Source organism: Flavobacterium sp. Sr18 (genome assembly GCF_011064265.1).
GTDB classification, from domain to species: Bacteria; Bacteroidota; Bacteroidia; order Flavobacteriales; family Flavobacteriaceae; genus Flavobacterium; species Flavobacterium petrolei.
The window spans coordinates 65,023-87,868 of the sequence record NZ_CP049329.1; the positions used below are offsets into that span (position 1 = coordinate 65,023).

At 36.2% G+C, this 22,846-nt stretch carries 13 protein-coding genes, 2 tRNA genes, 3 rRNA genes and 1 pseudogene; 8 read left to right on the plus strand and 11 right to left on the minus strand.

Annotation, left to right across the window (positions count from 1 at the left end):
- The first annotated feature begins 46 nt into the window (after positions 1 to 46).
- The 6 genes from G7A72_RS00345 (at position 47) to rrf (ending at position 6,933) form a co-directional block, all read left to right on the plus strand.
- Positions 47 to 724 (plus strand): DUF4294 domain-containing protein, encoded by a 678-nt coding sequence (locus G7A72_RS00345; RefSeq protein WP_113667215.1) that lies wholly within the window; start codon positions 47 to 49, stop codon positions 722 to 724.
- 1,058 nt (positions 725 to 1,782) lie between these two features.
- A 16S ribosomal RNA gene (locus G7A72_RS00350) occupies positions 1,783 to 3,296 on the plus strand.
- A 124-nt stretch (positions 3,297 to 3,420) separates the two neighbouring features.
- Positions 3,421 to 3,494, plus strand: a tRNA-Ile gene (locus G7A72_RS00355).
- Between the two features lie 91 nt (positions 3,495 to 3,585).
- Positions 3,586 to 3,659, plus strand: a tRNA-Ala gene (locus G7A72_RS00360).
- A gap of 128 nt (positions 3,660 to 3,787) precedes the next feature.
- Positions 3,788 to 6,671 (plus strand): 23S ribosomal RNA (locus G7A72_RS00365).
- A 152-nt stretch (positions 6,672 to 6,823) separates the two neighbouring features.
- Positions 6,824 to 6,933, plus strand: a 5S ribosomal RNA gene (gene rrf / locus G7A72_RS00370).
- Together the 16S, 23S and 5S rRNA genes with 2 tRNA genes alongside form the textbook arrangement of a ribosomal RNA operon.
- 1,096 nt (positions 6,934 to 8,029) lie before the next feature.
- Here the strand turns inward: rrf and G7A72_RS00380 are convergent.
- The 7 genes and pseudogenes from G7A72_RS00380 to G7A72_RS16725 form a co-directional block, all read right to left on the minus strand.
- A complete protein-coding gene (locus tag G7A72_RS00380) occupies positions 8,030 to 8,200 on the minus strand; it encodes a BON domain-containing protein (RefSeq protein ID WP_165150991.1) in 171 nt (56 codons plus the stop codon).
- A 1,279-nt stretch (positions 8,201 to 9,479) separates the two neighbouring features.
- On the minus strand, positions 9,480 to 9,815 hold the full coding sequence (locus G7A72_RS00385; RefSeq protein ID WP_206531514.1) for a hypothetical protein: 336 nt from the start codon (positions 9,813 to 9,815) through the stop codon (positions 9,480 to 9,482).
- A 303-nt stretch (positions 9,816 to 10,118) separates the two neighbouring features.
- Positions 10,119 to 12,497 carry a glycosyltransferase gene (locus G7A72_RS00390; RefSeq protein WP_165150992.1) on the minus strand — a complete coding sequence of 793 codons (2,379 nt, stop codon included), beginning with the start codon at positions 12,495 to 12,497 and terminating at the stop codon, positions 10,119 to 10,121.
- Positions 12,487 to 13,533 (minus strand): pesticidal protein Cry7Aa, encoded by a 1,047-nt coding sequence (locus G7A72_RS00395; RefSeq protein ID WP_165150993.1) that lies wholly within the window; start codon positions 13,531 to 13,533, stop codon positions 12,487 to 12,489. Before G7A72_RS00395 ends, G7A72_RS00390 begins: the two co-directional genes overlap by 11 nt.
- A gap of 71 nt (positions 13,534 to 13,604) precedes the next feature.
- Positions 13,605 to 14,291, minus strand: coding sequence for a type 1 glutamine amidotransferase domain-containing protein (locus tag G7A72_RS00400; protein WP_165150994.1), 687 nt, complete (start codon positions 14,289 to 14,291; stop codon positions 13,605 to 13,607).
- Positions 14,292 to 14,777: 486 nt separating this feature from the next.
- On the minus strand, positions 14,778 to 14,960 hold the full coding sequence (locus tag G7A72_RS00405) for a hypothetical protein (protein ID WP_165150995.1): 183 nt from the start codon (positions 14,958 to 14,960) through the stop codon (positions 14,778 to 14,780).
- 179 nt (positions 14,961 to 15,139) lie between these two features.
- Positions 15,140 to 15,319: pseudogene (locus G7A72_RS16725) on the minus strand (ornithine aminotransferase); the annotation flags it as partial.
- A 567-nt stretch (positions 15,320 to 15,886) separates the two neighbouring features.
- Between G7A72_RS16725 and G7A72_RS00410 the strand changes: the two are divergent.
- Together G7A72_RS00410 and G7A72_RS00415 are read left to right on the plus strand one after the other, a co-directional pair.
- A complete protein-coding gene (locus G7A72_RS00410; RefSeq protein WP_165150996.1) occupies positions 15,887 to 17,074 on the plus strand; it encodes a PAS domain-containing sensor histidine kinase in 1,188 nt (395 codons plus the stop codon).
- Positions 17,071 to 18,120, plus strand: a complete 1,050-nt coding sequence (locus G7A72_RS00415; protein WP_113666026.1) for a response regulator — start codon at positions 17,071 to 17,073, stop codon at positions 18,118 to 18,120. The genes G7A72_RS00410 and G7A72_RS00415 overlap by 4 nt, the downstream gene beginning before the upstream one ends.
- A gap of 401 nt (positions 18,121 to 18,521) precedes the next feature.
- On the opposite strand, the gene G7A72_RS00420 is transcribed toward G7A72_RS00415, so the two are convergent.
- From G7A72_RS00420 to G7A72_RS00435, 4 genes are all read right to left on the minus strand, one after another.
- Complete coding sequence (locus tag G7A72_RS00420) at positions 18,522 to 18,692, minus strand: hypothetical protein (RefSeq protein ID WP_165150997.1); 171 nt, start codon at positions 18,690 to 18,692, stop codon at positions 18,522 to 18,524.
- Positions 18,693 to 18,975: 283 nt separating this feature from the next.
- Positions 18,976 to 19,689, minus strand: a complete 714-nt coding sequence (locus G7A72_RS00425; RefSeq protein WP_113635578.1) for a YebC/PmpR family DNA-binding transcriptional regulator — start codon at positions 19,687 to 19,689, stop codon at positions 18,976 to 18,978.
- Positions 19,690 to 19,749: 60 nt separating this feature from the next.
- Complete coding sequence (locus G7A72_RS00430) at positions 19,750 to 20,784, minus strand: hypothetical protein (RefSeq protein WP_165150998.1); 1,035 nt, start codon at positions 20,782 to 20,784, stop codon at positions 19,750 to 19,752.
- Between the two features lie 14 nt (positions 20,785 to 20,798).
- On the minus strand, positions 20,799 to 22,841 hold the full coding sequence (locus tag G7A72_RS00435) for a carboxy terminal-processing peptidase (RefSeq protein ID WP_165150999.1): 2,043 nt from the start codon (positions 22,839 to 22,841) through the stop codon (positions 20,799 to 20,801).
- Positions 22,842 to 22,846 lie beyond the last annotated feature (5 nt).

Genomic DNA, 22,846 nt, shown 5'->3' on the forward strand with positions numbered 1-22,846 from the left:
ACAGTTGTATATATAATGTATAATTTTGGCAATTAAAATTTCCTGTATGAAGCTAATCAAATTTCTGTTGTTTTTTATATGTACCGTTATGACTGTTAGTGCTCAGGTAATACCTCAGGATACTACAAAGATGGGATATGAATTAGGAGAAGATGAATTTATTCTTGGTGACACCATTCAACTACCAGAAGTGTTGATATATAAGGGGAAAACGGATCCCGAAGCAAGAAAGCAATTTTTACTGCTACAAAGTCGTGTTTATAAAACCTATCCTTATGCAAAGCTAGCGTCTGAGAGATTGTCGAACTTAAATAGAGGAATGGCTAACCTTAAAACAAATAAAGAGAAAAAAAGATACTTTAAAATAGTTGAAAGTTATTTGAGCGACGAGTTTGAAGCTAAACTTAAAAAGCTTTCCCGTAAACAAGGTCAAATATTGGTAAAGCTAATACACCGTCAAACTGGCACCACAACTTATGAATTAGTAAAAAGTCTCAAAAGTGGCTGGAAAGCATTTTGGTCGAATACTGCAGCAAGTATGTTTGATATTAATTTAAAAACAAAGTATGCGCCTTTTGATGTTAATGAAGACTACCTGATAGAAACTATATTAGTACGGGCATTTGATTCCGGAAGATTGCAAAACCAGAATCCTGCAAAACCCGTTGATTATACCAATCTAACTGATTCCTGGGAGTCCAGAGCTGAAAGTCTAAAGAAATAAAATTCATCAGTGCGTTCCTCATTATATAAGGAAAGGCGGTTATCCAAAAAAGATAACCGCCTTTCTTTATATAAAGAGTCGGGCTATCCGCTTCAAGTCCTCGTCTCGTCCGAAAAGACGAGACTGTGGGCTTTCCGCTTCTATCCCTAACGCGGGTTTAGAATAATTAAGATATCCAGTTCAATCAAGAGGATAAGAACTAACGCCAACACAAAATCCGTTACCTTATATATGAGAAATTAGAAAAGCTTCGTCCTATATAAGGTAAAGGATAAAGTCATTTTACTGCTTCAGCTTTGTTTCTCCATAGAAAATAGCCAAGATAAGCTGTTTTTAGGATTAGATGTGTAGTGATGAACTAGGAAACAGGGAACAAATGATGAATTGAACAAGATTGTTTGGGTAAGGCAAGACCGTTGTTAAACGGTTTAAGGCTATAGAAACGCTCATTTATGTTCGATACAGCCAACCTTTTCTTTGAACAGGTCTTTAAAGTTGAAAAACTTCGTACTTCAAAAAGCATGTTTTCAGCAGTTTAAAGATAAAGTTAAGAAAAGGGTAAAAAAAAGGTTTAAAAAAGCTTGAATAACGCAATAAAGGTGCTAGTTTTGCACCCGCAATGACGCAGAGGTTCTTTTAAATACTGGCAAGTAAAGTTAATCAAAGCAGAAAATTTATTTTCAAAAAAAGATTAAAAAAGCTTGTGAGATTAGAAAACGGATGTTACCTTTGCACCCCGCAAAACGCGCAAAGTTCCTTGACAGATTGATAAGAAAAGAGAAGTAAACGAGATAAAATTTATCTTAAAAAAAACTTCAAATTTTTCTTGTCAGTTAAAAAGAAAGTTGTACTTTTGCACCCGCTTCGAGAAACACTTTAACAAGTGTTAAAAGGAGTTAAAAAACAAGATAAGAACACGTTCCTAGACATATTGAATTGACAGCCGTTTTAAGAGAGATCTTAGAACAAAAGAATAAGAGTAATAGAATCGGAAGATTTGAAAAAACCACTAGAATTTAGTCGAATAACAATAGCTTGAGTAATCAAGCAAACAATATACGATGAAGAGTTTGATCCTGGCTCAGGATGAACGCTAGCGGCAGGCTTAACACATGCAAGTCGAGGGGTATAGTTCTTCGGAATTAGAGACCGGCGCACGGGTGCGTAACGCGTATGCAATCTACCTTTCACAGAGGGATAGCCCAGAGAAATTTGGATTAATACCTCATAGTATATCGAGTTGGCATCAACATGATATTAAAGTCACAACGGTGAAAGATGAGCATGCGTCCCATTAGCTAGTTGGTAAGGTAACGGCTTACCAAGGCAACGATGGGTAGGGGTCCTGAGAGGGAGATCCCCCACACTGGTACTGAGACACGGACCAGACTCCTACGGGAGGCAGCAGTGAGGAATATTGGACAATGGGCGCAAGCCTGATCCAGCCATGCCGCGTGCAGGATGACGGTCCTATGGATTGTAAACTGCTTTTATACGAGAAGAAACAACTCTACGTGTAGAGTCTTGACGGTATCGTAAGAATAAGGATCGGCTAACTCCGTGCCAGCAGCCGCGGTAATACGGAGGATCCAAGCGTTATCCGGAATCATTGGGTTTAAAGGGTCCGTAGGCGGTCAGGTAAGTCAGTGGTGAAAGCCCATCGCTCAACGGTGGAACGGCCATTGATACTGTCTGACTTGAATTATTAGGAAGTAACTAGAATATGTAGTGTAGCGGTGAAATGCTTAGAGATTACATGGAATACCAATTGCGAAGGCAGGTTACTACTAATGGATTGACGCTGATGGACGAAAGCGTGGGTAGCGAACAGGATTAGATACCCTGGTAGTCCACGCCGTAAACGATGGATACTAGCTGTTGGGAGCAATCTCAGTGGCTAAGCGAAAGTGATAAGTATCCCACCTGGGGAGTACGTTCGCAAGAATGAAACTCAAAGGAATTGACGGGGGCCCGCACAAGCGGTGGAGCATGTGGTTTAATTCGATGATACGCGAGGAACCTTACCAAGGCTTAAATGTAGATTGACCGGTTTGGAAACAGACTTTTCGCAAGACAATTTACAAGGTGCTGCATGGTTGTCGTCAGCTCGTGCCGTGAGGTGTCAGGTTAAGTCCTATAACGAGCGCAACCCCTGTTGTTAGTTGCCAGCGAGTCATGTCGGGAACTCTAACAAGACTGCCAGTGCAAACTGTGAGGAAGGTGGGGATGACGTCAAATCATCACGGCCCTTACGCCTTGGGCTACACACGTGCTACAATGGCCGGTACAGAGAGCAGCCACTGGGCGACCAGGAGCGAATCTATAAAACCGGTCACAGTTCGGATCGGAGTCTGCAACTCGACTCCGTGAAGCTGGAATCGCTAGTAATCGGATATCAGCCATGATCCGGTGAATACGTTCCCGGGCCTTGTACACACCGCCCGTCAAGCCATGGAAGCTGGGGGTGCCTGAAGTCGGTGACCGCAAGGAGCTGCCTAGGGTAAAACTGGTAACTAGGGCTAAGTCGTAACAAGGTAGCCGTACCGGAAGGTGCGGCTGGAACACCTCCTTTCTAGAGCCTTAGTGTTAGTAGCAATACACGCTAGGGAAAGAAGACGAAAGTTCAAGTTGGAAACAGATACCAACATTTTATTACTCTTGCTGTTAGTTCAAATAATACCATTTAAGAATAAGAGTGTCTCGTAGCTCAGCTGGTTAGAGTACTACACTGATAATGTAGGGGTCGACAGTTCGAGTCTGTCCGAGACAACAATTTACACTTAAAAGAAAAGAAGAAATTCTAGAGTTGAGGAGTTATGAAAATATTTCATAATTCATAATTCACAATTCATAATTAGATTGGGGGATTAGCTCAGCTGGCTAGAGCGCCTGCCTTGCACGCAGGAGGTCAACGGTTCGACTCCGTTATTCTCCACAGATCCGAAAGGATAAAAGTTCATTGACATATTGAGATAAGAAAATAATAAAAAGTAGAAAGCATTTTTTGCTTGTTTATCATTAGACAAGTAAAAGAAACGGTCTTAATTAATTTTAAGATTGGTACAATAAGCAAAATAAGGGCGTATGGGGGATGCCTTGGCTCTCAGAGGCGATGAAAGGCGTGATAAGCTGCGAAAAGCTACGGGGATTGGCACACACGATATGATCCGTAGATACCTGAATGGGGCAACCCACTATGTTGAAGACATAGTACACCGATAGGTGGGCAAACCCGCTGAACTGAAACATCTAAGTAGGCGGAGGAGAAGAAAACAAAAGTGATTCCGTAAGTAGTGGCGAGCGAACGCGGATTAGCCCAAACCAATGTTGTTACGGCAATATTGGGGTTGTAGGACCACGACATTTGTTGCGGATTGAATTAGAATCTACTGGAAAGTAGAGCCAAAGAAGGTGATAGCCCTGTATAAGTAAAAGAAGATAACGATAGTGGTATCCTGAGTAGGGCGGGACACGAGAAATCCTGTCTGAATTTGGCGGGACCATCCGCTAAGGCTAAATACTCCTGAGAGACCGATAGTGAACCAGTACCGTGAGGGAAAGGTGAAAAGAACCGTGAATAACGGAGTGAAATAGATCCTGAAACCATACGCTTACAAGCGGTCGGAGCCCTTTCGTGGGGTGACGGCGTGCCTTTTGCATAATGAGCCTACGAGTTAACGTTGCTGGCAAGGATAAGTGGTTAAGCCACGGATCCGTAGCGAAAGCGAGTCTGAATAGGGCGCTTTAGTCAGTAGTGTTAGACGCGAAACCGTGTGATCTACCCATGGGCAGGATGAAGCGCTGGTAACACAGTGTGGAGGTCCGAACCGGTTGACGTTGAAAAGTCTTCGGATGACCTGTGGGTAGGGGTGAAAGGCCAATCAAACTCGGAAATAGCTCGTACTCCCCGAAATGCATTTAGGTGCAGCGTTATGCGTAAAGTTATATAGAGGTAGAGCTACTGATTGGATGCGGGGGCTTCACCGCCTACCAATTCCTGACAAACTCCGAATGCTATATAATGTTTCATAACAGTGAGGGCTTGGGTGCTAAGGTCCAAGTCCGAGAGGGAAAGAACCCAGACCATCAGCTAAGGTCCCCAAATATATACTAAGTTGAAAGAACGAGGTTTGTCTGCATAGACAGCTAGGATGTTGGCTTGGAAGCAGCCATTCATTTAAAGAGTGCGTAACAGCTCACTAGTCGAGCGGACGAGCATGGATAATAATCGGGCATAAGTATATTACCGAAGCTATGGATTTAGAGTTTACTCTAAGTGGTAGGGGAGCATTCTAACAGGGTAGAAGGTGTGTCGTAAGGCATGCTGGACTGGTTAGAAAAGAAAATGTAGGCATAAGTAACGATAATGCGGGCGAGAAACCCGCACACCGAAAGACTAAGGTTTCCACAGCTATGCTAATCAGCTGTGGGTTAGTCGGGACCTAAGGCGAACCCGAAAGGGACAGTCGATGGACAACGGGTTAATATTCCCGTACTAGTTATTACTGTGATGGGGTGACGGAGTGATGAAAGCGCCGCGAACTGACGGAATAGTTCGTTGAAGTACCTACCTATAAGACCCGCAGGCAAATCCACGGGTTTTGGGGAAATACGATAGTACTCGGAGTCTTCGGACAAAGAGATAGTGCGCCTAAGGGCTTCCAAGAAAAACCTCTAAACTTCAGGTAATAAGTACCCGTACCGCAAACCGACACAGGTAGTCGAGGAGAGAATCCTAAGGTGCTCGAGAGATTCATGGCTAAGGAATTAGGCAAAATAGACCCGTAACTTCGGGAGAAGGGTCGCCAGCAGCAATGCTGGCCGCAGTGAAGAGGTCCAGGCGACTGTTTATCAAAAACACAGGGCTCTGCAAAATCGTAAGATGAAGTATAGGGCCTGACACCTGCCCGGTGCTGGAAGGTTAAGTGGAGATGTTATCTTCGGAGAAGCATTGAAATGAAGCCCCAGTAAACGGCGGCCGTAACTATAACGGTCCTAAGGTAGCGAAATTCCTTGTCGGGTAAGTTCCGACCTGCACGAATGGTGTAACGATCTGGACACTGTCTCAGCCATGAGCTCGGTGAAATTGTAGTAGCGGTGAAGATGCCGCTTACCCGCAGTGGGACGAAAAGACCCTGTGCACCTTTACTATAGCTTAGTATTGACCTTGGATAAATGATGTGTAGGATAGGTTGGAGACTGTGAAGTGGCGTCGCTAGGCGTTGTGGAGTCATTGTTGAAATACAACCCTTTGTTTATCTGAGGCCTAACCCCGTAATGCGGGGGACATTGCTTGGTGGGTAGTTTGACTGGGGTGGTCGCCTCCAAAAGAGTAACGGAGGCTTCTAAAGGTTCCCTCAGTACGCTTGGTAACCGTGCGTAGAGTGCAATGGCATAAGGGAGCTTGACTGAGAGACATACAGGTCGATCAGGTACGAAAGTAGAGCATAGTGATCCGGTGGTTCCGCATGGAAGGGCCATCGCTCAAAGGATAAAAGGTACGCCGGGGATAACAGGCTGATCTCCCCCAAGAGCTCATATCGACGGGGGGGTTTGGCACCTCGATGTCGGCTCGTCACATCCTGGGGCTGGAGAAGGTCCCAAGGGTTGGGCTGTTCGCCCATTAAAGTGGCACGCGAGCTGGGTTCAGAACGTCGTGAGACAGTTCGGTCTCTATCTACTGTGGGCGCAAGAAATTTGAGTGGATCTGATTCTAGTACGAGAGGACCGAATTGGACAAACCTCTAGTGTATCTGTTGTCACGCCAGTGGCATCGCAGAGTAGCTACGTTTGGAAGGGATAAGCGCTGAAAGCATATAAGCGCGAAACCCACCACAAGATGAGATTTCTTTTAAGGGTCGTGGGAGATGACCACGTTGATAGGCTATAGATGTAAAGGCAGTAATGTCATAGTCGAGTAGTACTAATAACCCGTAAGCTTATGTACGCTTTTCTCTCCCGTCCAAAAGACGGGAGAGAAGAAACTTTCTAATAAAAAAACTTTTTCTTTATCTCAGTATGTTAAGATATTATGTGATTGATGTTTATAATACAATGTAAACAACATTACAGTAATTGCCCAAAGCAATTATAACCTCTTAAGGTGGTTATTGCGGCGGGGCTCACCTCTTCCCATCCCGAACAGAGTAGTTAAGCCCGCCTGCGCAGATGGTACTGCAGTTATGTGGGAGAGTATGTCGTCGCCTTTCTTTGAAGAATCCTCATCATTCAATTGATGAGGATTTTTTTTTGTTTTAATGGTAAGAAGTGTCTGGGTATTGCCGGATCAATCCCAAAACCTGTAGAGTAGATAAATTAAGAACATAAATTAGTGAGTCTAAATAGGAAGAATTCTATATTTCTTACGCCTCTAAATTTACCTCTGAACGTATTTATTTGCGCATTGAATGATTCCTGAGGCATTGGTGCTTCGATTATCAAAATACTGCTAAATAGTTTTGTAATTGATAGATTATGGTTCTTGGGATACTATTGAAAGCATTAAATCCTGATTGAGTCACTTTTTCGGGTCTTTTACCTAGTTTAGTGTATGCGTATATTTTATTATTGGTGTTTTGAAATATATTTGATTATTCCGATGATACTTGGTATGCAAATTTTAAATCAGGATAAATTTTAAATAGTATTTTAGCTCTTTCTTTTTGATTTTCAGTCCTGTGATTTTCTCTTTTAGTGAGTAAGTATCTCCTCCTAGCAAGAAGTTGGCTTTTAAAAAAGAGGTGAATTATTGGGTTACACAGATGCATTCGGCTACTGTATTCAAGTCTCTAACTACAACTTTGTTAGTGGTAAAATCATTTCTTCTTCTTCTTTTTCAGTGAAGAAAAACTTTGTGTTCTAGAATTAGACAATCTTGAACTGCAATACTATAAAAAAACCTTTTGATTGTAATTTATCTCTTTAATGCTCAGTTGATGGTTTGTTGATCTCTTACAAATAGCCATGTAATGTACTTTGATTTTGTTACACCGATTTAAGCTTAAAATAGCTAATATTGTAATCCGGTAATAAGAGACATGAGTTATTGATAGTAATGTCATTAGTTATGCCTGTAATCCCAATGAGGTGAAAAACTTTTTTTTTGAGTAGCTTCTTTTTAATAATTCCACTCTATTTTGCCACTCAAGTTGACCAGCTATTTTTGACCAACACTGTTACTTTATTTGTTGGGATTTCCAATGCCAGTTGAAAGCATTTTGAATTGCTGCTATAATACCAGCTTCCATTCTTTTGTCACTAACATTTAGATTACATTGATTTTTTAAAGCACTTTTATTAAACCTATTATATTTTTTGCGGTGTGCTATGCTTTGGATTTTTTGAATCTATATTTACAGACCTTGTTAGTGTTACCACTCCCTGTTGTACCATTACTCCACTTTCGGCAGCCTGCAAAAGAGGTTCCCAGTTGATTGCATCGACGACATTTTTCTGCAGTTCTTCATTGCTTTTCATTTTGTAGCTTTTTTAGTTAATGATTAACTGTAAAGATGTACTACAACCATTTGGCCTGGAATGACCTTGCTTATTTAAAAAAGTAATTTTTATTATTTTGCGAATTGTTCAGTAATTCAAGCCCGTATTTGGCTGTAAAGTTATCTGTTTTGTCAAATGAATTGAAAATAGTAAGAACCGAACCCAATATACAAACCTATAATACTCTTACTAGAGGAAGGGATTTGTTTCGTGTAGAATAACATAGATAGATAAATTCTTTGAACTGAAAAGACGTTATAAAAAGCTCTCTAAAAAATCTTACATAAATAAGAAAAATTTTCTAGGCAGAATTAACTAGTCTTTTATCTAGGCTATCATATTTAAAATTGGGTGTTTAAAAAAATATTATTTGGTTAGGACCTGATTTTAAAGATTATCAGGTGAAGTTTCTTCTCTTGACACAAACAATATTTAGCTTATTATTTATTTTTAGTAAACTAGTTTTACAAATTTGCACCATTATTAGGAATCAAAGAATGATAGCAATCATTTGAATCACTGATATGCAACACTTATCTAAGGTCGATCAATAATTGTGACGAGTAACACTATTGAGAATAATAGCGCATATTTTAGAATTACTAATTATAACGCAACTTTGCAGGTGTTAATAGATTAAATTTTGCCGACTTTGGCCCTAGTCAGTTGCGGACAATCGATTTACAATCTAAAAAATCGATTTACTGGAAACCTTGATATTGGCCTCACGCCAGTGGGAGTGTCTGAAGCAAAGATTATAGGGAAAAAACTAGAGAATATCATTTTGATATAACGTATGCTTCAACGCTTACAAAGGCACAACGTACGTTGCAAATCATTCTATAAATAATTTGACTAACGAAGATTTCGATTAAAAAAAATGGTGCTTAGAATGAAAGGATTTATGGCAAAATTAAAGGTCTTAACAAAGATGACACCATTAAGTAATTTCGTACTGACTAAGTAGGAATTTGATGCAGAAGATATGCTGTAGCGCCACTAAACGGAGAAGGTCTAGCTGTAACCTTTAAAAGAACGGATTCCTATTATAAATTTGAAATCGAACCGAAGCTAAGAAAGGGATAAAACATCTTGATCGCTGCTCCTGGCGATAGCTTGAGAGCGTTGATGATGTACTTAGAAGAAATAAGCCCACAGGATATTAAAAAAATCAATATCCTTACTGGTTACTTAGAAAATATTCCTTTGACACTCAATTGAAAAACTTATCTGTCCAATATTTATGAAATTATAATTGCTACCCATTGTCTTCTTCTAGATCATTATGGGCATCGCCACCCAAACTATAACCGTTATTCTCTTCATCTTCACTGCCTGTATTTTCCATTGCATCATCTAGTTCTGATCCAGGAACATCTAAGTCAGAACCTGAAACATCCTCTCTGAAATTTTTTTCATTCCATTTGGATTCCGATTTCTTCATAAAAGGCTTCTTTTTTAAGACATCTTCAGGATCTATGTCCTTGGATTCAGTAAGCTTAGCATAGATGTCCTCGCTTGGGGGGTAATTTAATGCAGCTAATTTTTCACCCTCTATTTTTGAAGATGTTAGATTTTTTTTATTGGTTTTCATACTGTTGAAATTTATGACTTAATTATAATTTTTTTGTTTTTTGATTTGCACTTGTAATCTATGGCTTGTCAATACTTTTCTTTATTTGTTCGTATTCTTTTAAACTAATAGTGCATGAAGCAAATCTTTTTTTAAGGATCTCTAGTGGCTTATCTATAGGGTTTCTTTGTCTAGGGATGGTATAAGGGATGACAAAATCCTAAAAAAAGTATTAACCATAATACCCACCAATAAAAATCATTCCTGCGTAATAGTGATCGTAATGCATGTTACTTGTTTTAAAATTGCTATTACATTGTATCTTTATGTTGTAATTCCCACAGCTATATTGTGGCGGTTTTTGTGATGATGTTTTTTAATTTCAGTGACAGATTGCGGTCTGTATTTTTCTACAGTTAATCGAGCCATCAAATAGCTTACGGTAGATTCAGCTCCTTGATTAAGATTGATATACTTATCTTCTAAACCGTCATAACAACCACCAGTGCATGGATTGTAAATAATCTGATGCAGATGATTATTTCCAAGAAACCAACTAAAGGCTATTTCCATCTTTTGCTGATAAGAATTATTTTTAAAAGTATCATAAAATTTGGCTAGAGCCAAAATAGTATAGGCTACATCAATGGGTTGTTCCCCTCCAATGACGTCCATATATACTGCTTTATCATTATGTAACCATCCCTTATTAGAAATGACCTTAATACTATTTTTTGTAAATATTTTTGAAAGTAAAAAATCGAATGATTCGTTTGCTACTTCTTTGTAAGTCATTTCGCTGGTAGTCAAATACGCGCAAAGCATAGCTTCAGGTAAAATACTGTTACCATAGGTCATATAACTCTCAAACCAATGCCAGCTTCCTTTTGATTCGTGTCTGTACATTTGTAATAATCGGTTTGCTAATACTTTGATTAACATTTTGTTTTCGACAAGCATCTCTTTTTTACCACCATAATAGATTCCTTTTATTGTAAAAGCCATCGCCCTTGTAGAATGCATTTGAACTGCACTTGTTAAAGCAGACTGCATTGTTTTCCTCGCTTTTGAGATTAGTATTTCGGGTAATATATCACTCAAAGAAATCATGAACCCTAGAGCCCATATTGCTCGTCCGTTGGAATCTTCTAAATTTTCGCTGTTCTGTTTGGTAAATTTTTTAGCCTCATTCACATAGTTTAAAAATGTGCCGTTTTCTTGTTGACAAAAGTGAATAAACTGATAATATTGATCAATATAAGTTAAGTCGTCAAGATTATTGGTCAATTCAAAATGTTGGCAAATAGCTACTAAAGCACGTGCATTATCATCGAGAGTATATTCGCTTTTTAAATTGGGTTTATTGATTATCGAAAATTGGATCATTGCAAATGACGTTGTCAATTCTTTCAAATGGTTTAAGTTTATTGCAGGTTTTATATAATTTACTTTTAACTTTTTGTTCAGAAACCTTTTAAATAATGTAGCATGTGCAATTGCTGAATTTTCCCAAGCTGTTGGTGCCATTTTGTGAATACCATTATTTGAAATTTCCTTACACAATTGCGGATTATCCAACAGTAATGTAACTTGCGTTGCTAGTTGTTCTGAGTTTTCAAAGTCAATCGTAATTCCCCCCTTGTTTTGTACTATTTCAGTTGCATGCGGTATTGGGGTAGAGATTACCGGGCAGCCACAACTTATAGCATATGAAAATGTACCGCTTACCGCTTGATTAGGGTCTTTCGAAGTAAAAAGATAAATATCAGTAAGTTGTAAATAGTCCAATAATTCTTCAAGTGGTAAAAATGAATTGATAAATTTCACGTGGTCTTGTAAACCTAGTGTTTCAATTTTTTGTTCTAAACTGTGGCGGTATTTTTCGCCTTCTTCTAAAACTACTGATGGATGAGTTTTACCAATTATCAAGAACAAAACGTCTGGGTTTTTTTCAATAATGGCAGGCATTGCGTCTAATGTTGTTTCGATTGATTTTCCGGAACTCAGTAAACCAAATGTGGAAATTACTTTCCTGCCTAACAAATTGTATTTTTCTTTTAAAACTTCTTTATCGGTATGTTTCACTAAATGTGTGCCGTGCGGGATAACAGAGATTTTCTCCATTGTAATTCCGTAATCCTGATGTAGTAATTTGGCAGAATTATTGGTCATTACTATAAAGGAATCAACATTAGCATTTATTTGTGCAATGTTTTTTTTTAATAGTGAATCAGGATTTGGTAAAACAGTATGAAAAACAATGATGATACTTTTTTTGGTAGCCTTTAAAAATTGAACAAAATCAGTTTCATTAGTTTTGAATAGGCCAAATTCATGCTGAATCAGAACTAATTCTAGAGATGTGTTACTATTTATTTCTTCTGCTAGTTCACAATACGAATTTTCATTATCTGTTTCTAAGATAGATACAACCTCTTTTCCATAGTTGTATTTGTGGTTTTTCGTTTCTAATGCTGCAATTTTTATATCAAATGTATTTTCAAATTTGTTGTTTAATGCTAAAATTAAATCTTGTGAATAGGTAGCAATACCACATTCGCGTGGCGGATAGGAAGTAATAATTAAAATTTCGGACCTATTACTATTTTTCTTTTTTTGTTCTGGAGTCTTAATTGAGCTGAAAACGGTTTCGTTTATAGCTACATATCCATCTTTGTGATTTGACCTTACATTATTTATCATCTTGTTTTTTATAAAGCATTAATTCATTTATTAATTTTGATAAGGAAACAGAGGCACAGGCGATTCTTTCGTCTGCAGCTCCATAATAGATATATAGAGTGTCGTTAAATACGGCTGATCCCGTAGGAAAGCACACATTATTAACTTCGCCTTTCAGTTCCCAATTTAGTTCTGGTTTAAACAGCGGATATGGGAGTCGTGAAATTTCTTTTTGTGGATTTTCAAGATCAAGCAAAGCCGCACATGCTGAATAAACATAACCATTAAGGCTATCTTTTACACCATGGTATATTAACAGCCAGCCTTGATCAGTTTCAATTGGAGGACATCCACCTCCGACATAACTAATTTCATGGTCAAATTTTGAAGTAAGAACTACATGGTCATTAAAATGGCTCAAGTAATCTTTATAGAACACATCTGTCAAATCTTTCAAATCATCTACACCTACAACAATCTGAACTTCAGGTCTTATTCGGTGTAGGAAGTAAAATTTACCTCTTATTTTTCTGGGAAAAAAAATAACATTTTTGTCCCAAACGAGATATTTTTTTTTGTCTTTCTCTAAAGTTCCTGTGTGCTCGTTGTAGCGAAAATATTTAGTATTGATGGGGCTTTCTTCTTCTGCAAATTGATCAAATTCTGCAAAAGTGATTTGAGGTACAATTACTCCTTTTTTTTCAAAATGTACAAGATCTTTTGAAACGGCAAGACATCCTAAGGCATTGATTCCATCAAAACCGGTATAGGTCAAATAGTAGAGGTCTTCAATTTTTACAATTCTAGGATCCTCCATTCCGTGGCTTTCATAATCAAATTCAGGAACGATAAGTGATTTTTTATTTCTGTCTACCAACAATAAAGGACCTTCTAGCATACAATATCCTATGGATGAATGGTTGCCTTCCCTGACAGCACGATAAAAGAGATGGACAAAATTACCTTCCTTTATAGCAGCAGGGTTCAGTACACCTTCATTTTCAAATGGAAGTATGGTTTTTGTTAGTAGTACACCTTCTTTTTTGACTTGTATCATTTTTCCTTGTTTTTTTATATTTTATGCTTGTTTTAAACTTTTTATAAAACGAACGATCACGGAATTGTTACCTATTTTTTGCCTTTTAAGGTTTCAAGAAGCAATTTTGCCGTTGCTGCTGATGAGGCTTGATTTTGTCCAGTAATTAGCAATCCGTCTTGTTTTACATAGGATTCCAAACTGTTACCTTTGCTGTAATGAGCACCGTTTTTAATCAGTTCATCTTCAAGTAAAAATGGCACTACCTTTGTTAATTTCAACGCTTCCTCTTCGGTATTAGAAAAGCCAGTAAGTTGTTTTCCTTTGACCAAAGGTTCGCCATTTTTTGCTTTTACATTGACTAAAGCAGCAGGAGAATGGCATACGAAAGCGATTGGCTTTTGATGGTTATAGAATCCTTTAATAAGATTGATAGAATTTTCATCAGTTGCTAAATCCCAAAGCGGACCATGACCGCCAGGGTAAAAAACGGCATCATAATCCTCTTGATTTATAGCGCTTAGTTTTAATGAATGTGATACAAGGTCTATGGCAATAGGGTCTTTATAGAATCTTTTGGTGTCCGCAGTTTGCGCATCTTCGGCTTCGCTTTTTGGATCAACAGGCGGTTGACCACCTTTTGGTGAGGCAATGGTTATTGTTGCTCCCGCATCTAAAAAGACAAAATAGGGTGCAGCAAATTCTTCAACCCAAAACCCGGTTTTTTCACCACTTGTTCCTAAATCTGCATGTGAGGTAAGTACGATTAGTATTTTCATATCAGTTGTTTTTTTATTTTTTATTTGAAAAAAGAGATTTGTTTGTGAGCTTTTCTTGTTCAGTTTTTAACTTTTTTTACAGTTGTATTCATGTTTATTGGCGCATTTGGCGCTTCAAATACAAGGAACTAAAAAAAAAATTTTCAGAGTAAGGATGTTTAATTTATAGTTATTTATTCGGCTTTTCTTAAAAGAGACTTTTCATTAATTATAGGAGCAAGATTTAACTTAAAAGCACTTGGTTTAAATCACGATTAACATACTTTTAAAAGTATTTCCAGATAATGCTAAAAACTATTTATTACTCATTTACGTTAATATGTTTGAAATATTCTCTAATAAATTCCTGTTGCTAATTATCGGGCTGGTTATCAGTATCGATACTTTCTGTTTTTATATTGTCAAAATGATGCTTTTCTATTAAAAAATTAAGTAGTTCCGACTTTGTATTGGTTGGACCAAAAAAGTAAAACTTCCTCAAAATCTTCAATTATGCTCGCTAACTTTTATAGTAATAATTCTGTTTTTGCTATTGTTGTTTGTTGTGCATTTCGCTTTCACTTGTTGCAAGGTTTCCTGTTTGTCTTGAACATCAAAATGAAGTAAAATTGCTTCTGTAGCCTTAAGCCAATCAGTGAAGTCTATGATTTCTGCATCAGCGCGATTCATACAAATGCATAGTTTTTAAATTATTTTCATTTGGTATTATTTAGTCTTCTTCAATTAATAATTAATTATCAACATTTATAACTACTGTTGCTTTCCACGTTATACGGCCAGCAAGCTCTTTCTGATGGGAATAATCAACAGTTCCTTTTAAGACTATATTGTATTTAGAAATTACTACTTCAATTTTTTTTACAATCTAAATTGCGATTGTTTTGTAGTGTTACCTGGAGAGTTAGTTTATCTATTTGACCTTTATTTTGAGATTTTATAGAGATAGCATTACGTGTGCCTTTTACACCAATTAGGTTAGTTATTATTACTTTAGCGGCTTCTTTTTGATAGTTCCATTCTATTTCTCCTGAAAGGGTGACCTATCCATTGATCACCTTGACTTTAATGGTATCGTTTAATGTATTCCAATTCCATCTGAAAATCATTAGTATTTCATTAGTAATTTCATTATATTTTTTCTCTTCCCTTCCGTTTAATAGGAGAACAATTTCATTACTTGTTGATTTTACACCTATAACCTCTCTTGCTATATTTTAGGCTTTTATTTACGTTGTATAATGCTCAACTATATCACTAAGCATTATTATATCATTATTTGGAACCACTACTATTTTACAATAATAAATAGCTGATGCTTGCTGTAAGCTATGTATTACATGCTCTTGTAAAATTCCATCAGTTTTCATTTTTTCTATATTGTGCTTTTAAATGTTTTATCATTCTTTGCTAAGGCAAAGTTGGAATAAATAGCAGGAGAAAGAAATGAGCTAGAGTGGTACTTTATATGATTCATATCACTTATTATCACTATTAAAGGAGTGAATTTTACAATATATAACCCTTATCGTGAAAGTATTTAGGGGCTGGTTTAGGTTATCTTTACAAGTAAACAACGCTCATTGGATATACAAGTTATGGAAAACGCTACCTTACTACATGCCCTCGTATACAATGCCATTGACGGCATAATAATTATGGATGATGTTGGAATTATAGAAAGCATTAATCCAGTGGCATGCAAACTATTTGCTTATACAGAGCAAGAAGTTTTAGGAAACAATATCTCAATGCTAATGCCTAATCGAGATAAAGAATCAAACGATTACTACCTTCAGCATTATAAAAGTACCGATCAAGCTCAGATCATAGGCATTGGAAGGGAACTCATAGGAAGAACTAAAGAGGGATACCAATTTCCTTTTAAACTTGGTGTAAGTGAAGTAAAGTATGCTGGAAGAAGAATTTATGCCGGATTTATACATGATCTTACAAAACAAAAAAAAGATGAGATACGTTTGAAAAATTACGCATCTCATTTGGAAGAGCTTGTTGAGCAACGTACAAAGACCTTGAAAGAAACTATTAAAGCACTTGAAAAATCAAAAGAAAAAGTGAGTATAACTTTAGAAAAAGAAAAGGCGCTGAGTAAATTAAAAAACCGTTTTTTATCAATGGCTTCTCATGAGTTCCGTACACCATTGAGTACAGCACAATTATCAGCTTCACTTATTGAAAAATATGCAGAACCATTAGAAAACCCCAATATCGTTAAACATGCAGGAAAAATAATTAATGCTGTAACAAATTTGACTACCGTGCTAAATGATTTTTTGTACATAGAAAAATTAGAAGTAGGTAAGGTAAAGGCAAATCTAACTTGTTTTGATTTGGAGCAATTAGCCCAAGAAATTACAGAAGAGATGCAATTATTGTCAAAAGGAGAACAGCAAATTCACTTTGCACATTATGGTGTTCAAAAGCGAATCAAATTGGACCAAAATTTAATTAAGAATAGTGTTATTAATTTAATTACTAATGCTATAAAATATTCTAGTGATACCTCTAGAATAGATTTTACAACCGAAATCAATGATACGCATTGTATCATTAAGGTAAAAGATGAAGGAATAGGTATTCCTGAAAAAGACCAAAAGCATTTATTTAAGCCTTTCTTTAGAGCACATAATACGGGAAACATTCCCGGAACCGGACTTGGTTTAAATATTGTCGCCCGGTACATAGCTCTTATGGAGGGAGAAATTTCTTATAGTAGTGTTATAGATAAAGGAACATTATTTACGTTAACATTTTCAAATACATGAGCAAAATACTAGTAATAGAAGATAATAAAGAAATAAGGGATAATATAGTTGAAATACTTGAATTAGCCAATTATGAAGTTACCGTAGGTAAAAACGGCAAACAAGGTCTTGAAATTGCTATGACAGATATACCAGATATTATTTTATGTGATATTATGATGCCCGACCTGGATGGTTATGATGTATTATACCTTATTAATAAAAATGCTGAAACATCCAATATTCCTTTTATTTTTATTACTTCTAAATCGGAACGACTTGATTTACGTAAAGGAATGGAAATGGGCGCCGATGATTACCTTACCAAGCCATTTGGAAGATTAGAACTCTTAAATGCAATCGAAATCAGATTAAAGAAAAAAGACTTGCAGCATGATTTTTATAGCAGATCGCTAGAACAACTCGATAATCTAATTCCTAAAAACGAAGGATTGATTGAATTAAAAAAAATCATTGCCGAACGTAAAAGTAGGTTATTCAAGAAGAATCAAGTGGTATATTATGAAGGGGATAGTGCTACAGGTATTTATTTAGTGCTTTCAGGGAAAATTAAGACGATAAAGATGACTGAGGAAGGACGTGAACTAATGACGGGTATTTACCAGACAGAAGATTTTTTTGGGAATAATGTTATCCTTTGCAATAAACCATACGATGATACTGCAACTGCTTTAGAAGACAGTTCTTTATTCTTTTTTCCTAAATCACAGTTTGATGAGTTATTACGGCTTTATCCAGATGTTTCAGGAAAGTTTCTTGAAATTCTATCCAATGAAATCCGTAATAAAGATGCTTACCTCTTGCAACTCGCCTATCAATCAGTACGGAAAAGAATTGCAGAAGCGATACTACGTATGTTTAAAAAAAGCAACAGTGCAATTGACAGTGTTAGTATCAGCAGGGATGATCTTGCTGCATTGTCCGGAACAGCCATTGAAACGGTTAGCCGCACACTTACAGAATTTAAAAATGAAGGTCTAATTGAAAAAAAAGGGCGTTTGTTAAAAATCCTGAATCATGATAAAATTAGTAAAATGATAAATTAGGATCTGGAAGCTCGTACTGCAGGGTACTTTTCTTTCAGGTAGTTCCCTTTTTTCTAAAATTAATTTTAGGATAATAAATCCTATCATTCCTGCTGCTATTGCGCAAATTCCGGTGCTTTTAATTACCTAATTTCAATTCAAAATGGCTACTACATTTTTTACTAAAAATTACTCTTTTTCATTTGTTAATTAGTATTCAAATATTCTTCAATATTACCCTTTATTTATCCCTCTTTTTTTTCTCAAAGATTCTTTGGATATGCAAATGAAAACTGCACATTAAGTTAGGCTATATTTTTGTAATTAATTTGATCGTTAAATTCTTCAATAGTTGTATCATTCAAAGCAGAGTGCATTCTTTTTCCGTTATGTCAAATTTCAAAATATTGCTTCACAGTTCGCTATCGCTCGGGTATTGAAATTTTATAACCAATACTCCGAAGTGCTATTGTTATTATAGGACTTCGGTATCGTTGCTGGCTTGCAGTGATTGTTGTTTTTTGCATCGGTAACATCTGCCATTCCTCACTTGAAACACTTTCACTTTTTTTTAATTGGTTATAGTTGTTCATTGTTTTGAATGAAACTATAAATCATCGAGCGCTCTTAGAAAAAAGGGCAATTTCTTTTTTAATGTATCTCAATATAAATCAGCGTTTTGAGTCTTTTTTCCAATTCGTTAATTTTTCTAGTTCGGGACTTGGTTTTAAATTTCCTTTTCCAGGAAAGCTCCTTTCTCGAAACATCTCGAATTTTTTGCGCCAATTATACAACTAAGGTACCGTTACTCTTTAAAAGCTAAGATTATTTGTTAACTCTGTTTGATTGCTAAGTTAGCATGTCCGCATAGGAAATCTATGCTTCTTCCATAGTGTGATACACGTTCATTACATCATCATCTTCCTCCAGTTTTTCAATTAGCTTTTCGATGTCAGCCATTTCTGCTTCTGATAATTTCTTTGTGATCTGCGGAATTCTTTCAAATCCAGAAGAAAGAATTTCCAATCCTCTGTTTTCTAATTCTTTCTGGATGGTTCCAAAACTTCCAAAAGGAGCGTAAATCAATATACCGTCTTCGTCTTCAAAAACTTCCTCAGCACCAAAATCGATTAATTCTAACTCCAATTCTTCAGGATCAATTCCGTTTGCAGGAATTCTAAAGTTGCAGGTGTGATCAAACATAAATTCTACAGAACCTTGCGTTCCCATAGTTCCATTACATTTGTTAAAATAACTTCTAACATTAGCTACCGTTCTGTTATTATTATCAGTTGCAGTTTCAACCAGAATCGCGATTCCATGAGGCGCATATCCTTCAAATAATACTTCTTTATAATTGGCTGTGTCTTTATCAGTTGCTTTTTTAATGGCGCGTTCCACATTTTCTTTCGGCATATTTACGGCCTTAGAGTTTTGGATAACGGCTCTTAATCTGGAATTGGCATCAGGATTTGGTCCACCTTCCTTTACAGCCATTACAATATCTTTTCCAATTCTGGTAAATGCTTTGGCCATTGCTGACCAACGTTTCATTTTTCTTCCTTTTCTAAACTCGAACGCTCTTCCCATTTTATTTCTTATTTTGAACTGCAAAAATACAGTTATTAGTTATTTTTTCAAATATTTTTGTTAATCAATTGGAACGTGTTTCGAAATAAAATTTGTTCCGGTTGTATTCCAGTTATTGATAGCGTTGGAGCGCTCTGTATTGAACTTTGTATTCAGTTTGTTGTAAGTTCCTAGTTCTTTATTCAAAATGTTTACGAGCAAATTAAAATTATCAATTTCTGCTTTAGATCTTGCATTTGCGGCTTTGTCGTCCATAATTTTTTTGCTTTCCTGAAATTTTTGGTTCAGCATCATAAAAGCAACAACTCCCGGTACAAATTCTAACGCTTCTTTTTTACTGAATTCCAATACTTTTTTGGTAGCATTTACAAGCATTAAATCGTTTTTATAAGGTTGAAATGTCTTTAGTTTTTCAAAACCCTCATTCGAATATTGTTCCAGAGCATTGCTGTTTTGTTGAATTGCATTCAAATTGTTATCAGCAATTGCTTTCATCAATACCGATTCTGTGAAATTCACTTTAAAAAAGATTAGATATAATTGGGTGTGATTTTCAAAAACCTCGTTAGATATTTTCATTTTCTTACCCAATTCACTTTTATCTTCCCCAATTTGAATCCCATATTTAGTCGCAAATCTTTTTTGGTTGGCATTCAATTTATCGATTTCTTCATTAATTTTAGTATTGACAAGATCTCTTGCCATAATAAATGCTTCCATAAAGTCATAGGATTGCTCTGCAACTTCCTGCATGTTTATTATTTTCTCATATTCCTGATTGATTTGCTTTTCAGAAATTGCGAGATAGGCTAGGAGCTGGTTTTTATATTCCACATCACCTTTGTAACCATCTTTCAGTCCCTCTATTTTTTTAGTTGCAGTCTGTATGCTTTTCACCAACGTTTTTCGTGTCAGATCAATTTTTCGGGCATTCTTGCTGTGTGCCACTGCCGAAGTGTATTTCCAAGTTGTGCGGGAAATAATATCAGTTTCCTTGCTGATATAATTCAAATAGTCAACAGGTGTTCTGAATTCCTGAGCATTAGTAAACGTTGTAACGAGCAAAAGTAAGAGCAGGGTAAAGGTTGATTTCATATTTTAGGGTTGACTTATTTGATTAGAGTTCTGTAATCATTCAGTATTGCAATTGCTTCTTCTAAATACGGACTGTTTTTTAAATTTTTAATTTTGTAAGTATTACTTTCTTGCTGAAAAGTATCGAATTTTAAATTCTCTACATCATAGGAAGTATTCGAAAGAGTAAAATCACTTTCACTTTCTACTATTTTTTTGACTTTCCCCCATAGGGAGTCAATTTCATGTACATCATCAAACACATCTTTAAAAACTAATCGTGTTGGTTTTTTAGGATTGTTATAAAGTGCATTAATCTGTTCATTTGCTGTATTAATTTCATTGAAACGAACATTTGCTTTTACTCTTTTTTTGCTTAATGCTGTTAGTTGTGGGAAATAAGTTCGTGGCAAAGGACTGAATCTCGCCTTGGTAGTAATGTTATCATTTTTCAAAGCTGTTTTATAACTGTCTTCACGAGGAGTAATACTGTCAAATAAAATCGGTAGCGCAATATCTGGTATAATTCCTTGTATTTGATGGCTTTTGCCGGAAACTCTGTAGAATTTTTCAATTGTTACTTTTACAAAATCCTGTTGGTTTTTTTCGTCCAAAGGCAAAATAGCCTGCATCGTAGCTTTTCCTAACGAAGTGCTCCCGATAATCATTCCGCGGTTGTAATCTTGAATAGCAGCTGCAAAAAACTCGCTTGCTGAAGCGGAATTCCCATTTATCAGCACTACCAAAGGACCATTGTAAACGCTGCCACGATTAAAATCCTTCAAGATAGTTTGCTGGTCTTTGCTGTCTACTAAAACCGATAAAGGACCTATGTCGATAAACATTCCCGCTAATTTAATCGCTTCCTGAATAGCGCCACCACCATTATTCTGGAGGTCAATCACTAATCCTTTAATGTTGTCTTTTTGAAGTTTTACAATTTCTTTGGCAACATCATCAGCGCATCCTTGAACGGAATTTCCATCAAAATTCGAATAAAAACTGGGAATATTGATATAACCTATTTTAGCTTCTTTTTCGGCAATAAAACTATACACTACATTATTTGTCGCTTTCATTACTAGCTTTCGAAGAAATACAATCATGACAGCTCCGTTTTTTTTCTGAATGGTTAATTCTATATTAGTATTGGAATCTAAAAAAATTAATTCTCCAATTTTTTCAATGGAAGAACAGGAAACGGTATAGCTAATGCCTTTGGTATTGGAAACGGCCAGAATGGTGTCATCTTTTTCAAACTTACCAGTCTTTGCAGCGGGACCGCCCGGAACTATTTCCTGCACAACGATTTCTTCTTTTTCATTAAAACCTACATTTAGGCCTAATGATAGCGTGCTGGTAGACAAACCCGACATGAAGCTTGATTTTGCAGCTAAAGAAAAATAATTCGAATGTGGGTCAAAATAGGTACAAAACAAATTCAAAAAAGTATTCTGTAAATCACTTTCTATTCGGCCTTTAGTCTCTAAAATACTGTTTACCTGACACAAATTAGCATCAAATAACTTTATTTTAGTTGTTTTTTCGAGAGTGGAGAAATTTTGATTTAACGAATCTAAATTTGAACTTAGCTTTGAAATATCTTCCAGGATATCATACCGAATTCTCTTTTTCCAAACACGTTCTAAATTTGTTGCAACTAAATCAAAAGGAAATTTTTTCTTCGAAAATTTTACAGAATCATTTGACTTGTAATCAAATGGTTCTTTTTGTATTTTCTCTAAAACTTTCTTTTTTCTGTTTAAAGCCAAAGTGTATGCAGCAACAAAATCATTCATAAACGAACAATTGTTTTGCAATAAGTAATTGTCCAGTTGGAGTCTGTGTTCGCAAAGTTTTTCATATTCAATTTTGGTGAATAAGTTTCGGTTCGAATCCAAAGCATCCAAAAAACTATCAAAAACAAAAACCGATAAACTGTCGTCTATCGGTTTTGGTTGATAATGTTCACGTTGTAATAATGCGTTTATTTTAGAAAGTGTTTCACAAGTTTTTGCGTCATTTTGACCAAAAAGTGAAAATGTAGTAAGCAAAAATGCTAGTGAAAGTTTGTTCATTTATT

Coding starts and splice junctions, on each gene's coding strand:
- G7A72_RS00345 (WP_113667215.1), top strand. CDS start 47: ATGAAGCTAATCAAATTTCTGTTGTTTTTTATATGTACCGTTATGACT.
- G7A72_RS00380 (WP_165150991.1), bottom strand. CDS start 8,200: ATGAAAAGCAATGAAGAACTGCAGAAAAATGTCGTCGATGCAATCAAC.
- G7A72_RS00385 (WP_206531514.1), bottom strand. CDS start 9,815: ATGAAAACCAATAAAAAAAATCTAACATCTTCAAAAATAGAGGGTGAA.
- G7A72_RS00390 (WP_165150992.1), bottom strand. CDS start 12,497: ATGATAAATAATGTAAGGTCAAATCACAAAGATGGATATGTAGCTATA.
- G7A72_RS00395 (WP_165150993.1), bottom strand. CDS start 13,533: ATGATACAAGTCAAAAAAGAAGGTGTACTACTAACAAAAACCATACTT.
- G7A72_RS00400 (WP_165150994.1), bottom strand. CDS start 14,291: ATGAAAATACTAATCGTACTTACCTCACATGCAGATTTAGGAACAAGT.
- G7A72_RS00405 (WP_165150995.1), bottom strand. CDS start 14,960: ATGAATCGCGCTGATGCAGAAATCATAGACTTCACTGATTGGCTTAAG.
- G7A72_RS00410 (WP_165150996.1), top strand. CDS start 15,887: ATGGAAAACGCTACCTTACTACATGCCCTCGTATACAATGCCATTGAC.
- G7A72_RS00415 (WP_113666026.1), top strand. CDS start 17,071: ATGAGCAAAATACTAGTAATAGAAGATAATAAAGAAATAAGGGATAAT.
- G7A72_RS00420 (WP_165150997.1), bottom strand. CDS start 18,692: ATGAACAACTATAACCAATTAAAAAAAAGTGAAAGTGTTTCAAGTGAG.
- G7A72_RS00425 (WP_113635578.1), bottom strand. CDS start 19,689: ATGGGAAGAGCGTTCGAGTTTAGAAAAGGAAGAAAAATGAAACGTTGG.
- G7A72_RS00430 (WP_165150998.1), bottom strand. CDS start 20,784: ATGAAATCAACCTTTACCCTGCTCTTACTTTTGCTCGTTACAACGTTT.
- G7A72_RS00435 (WP_165150999.1), bottom strand. CDS start 22,841: ATGAACAAACTTTCACTAGCATTTTTGCTTACTACATTTTCACTTTTT.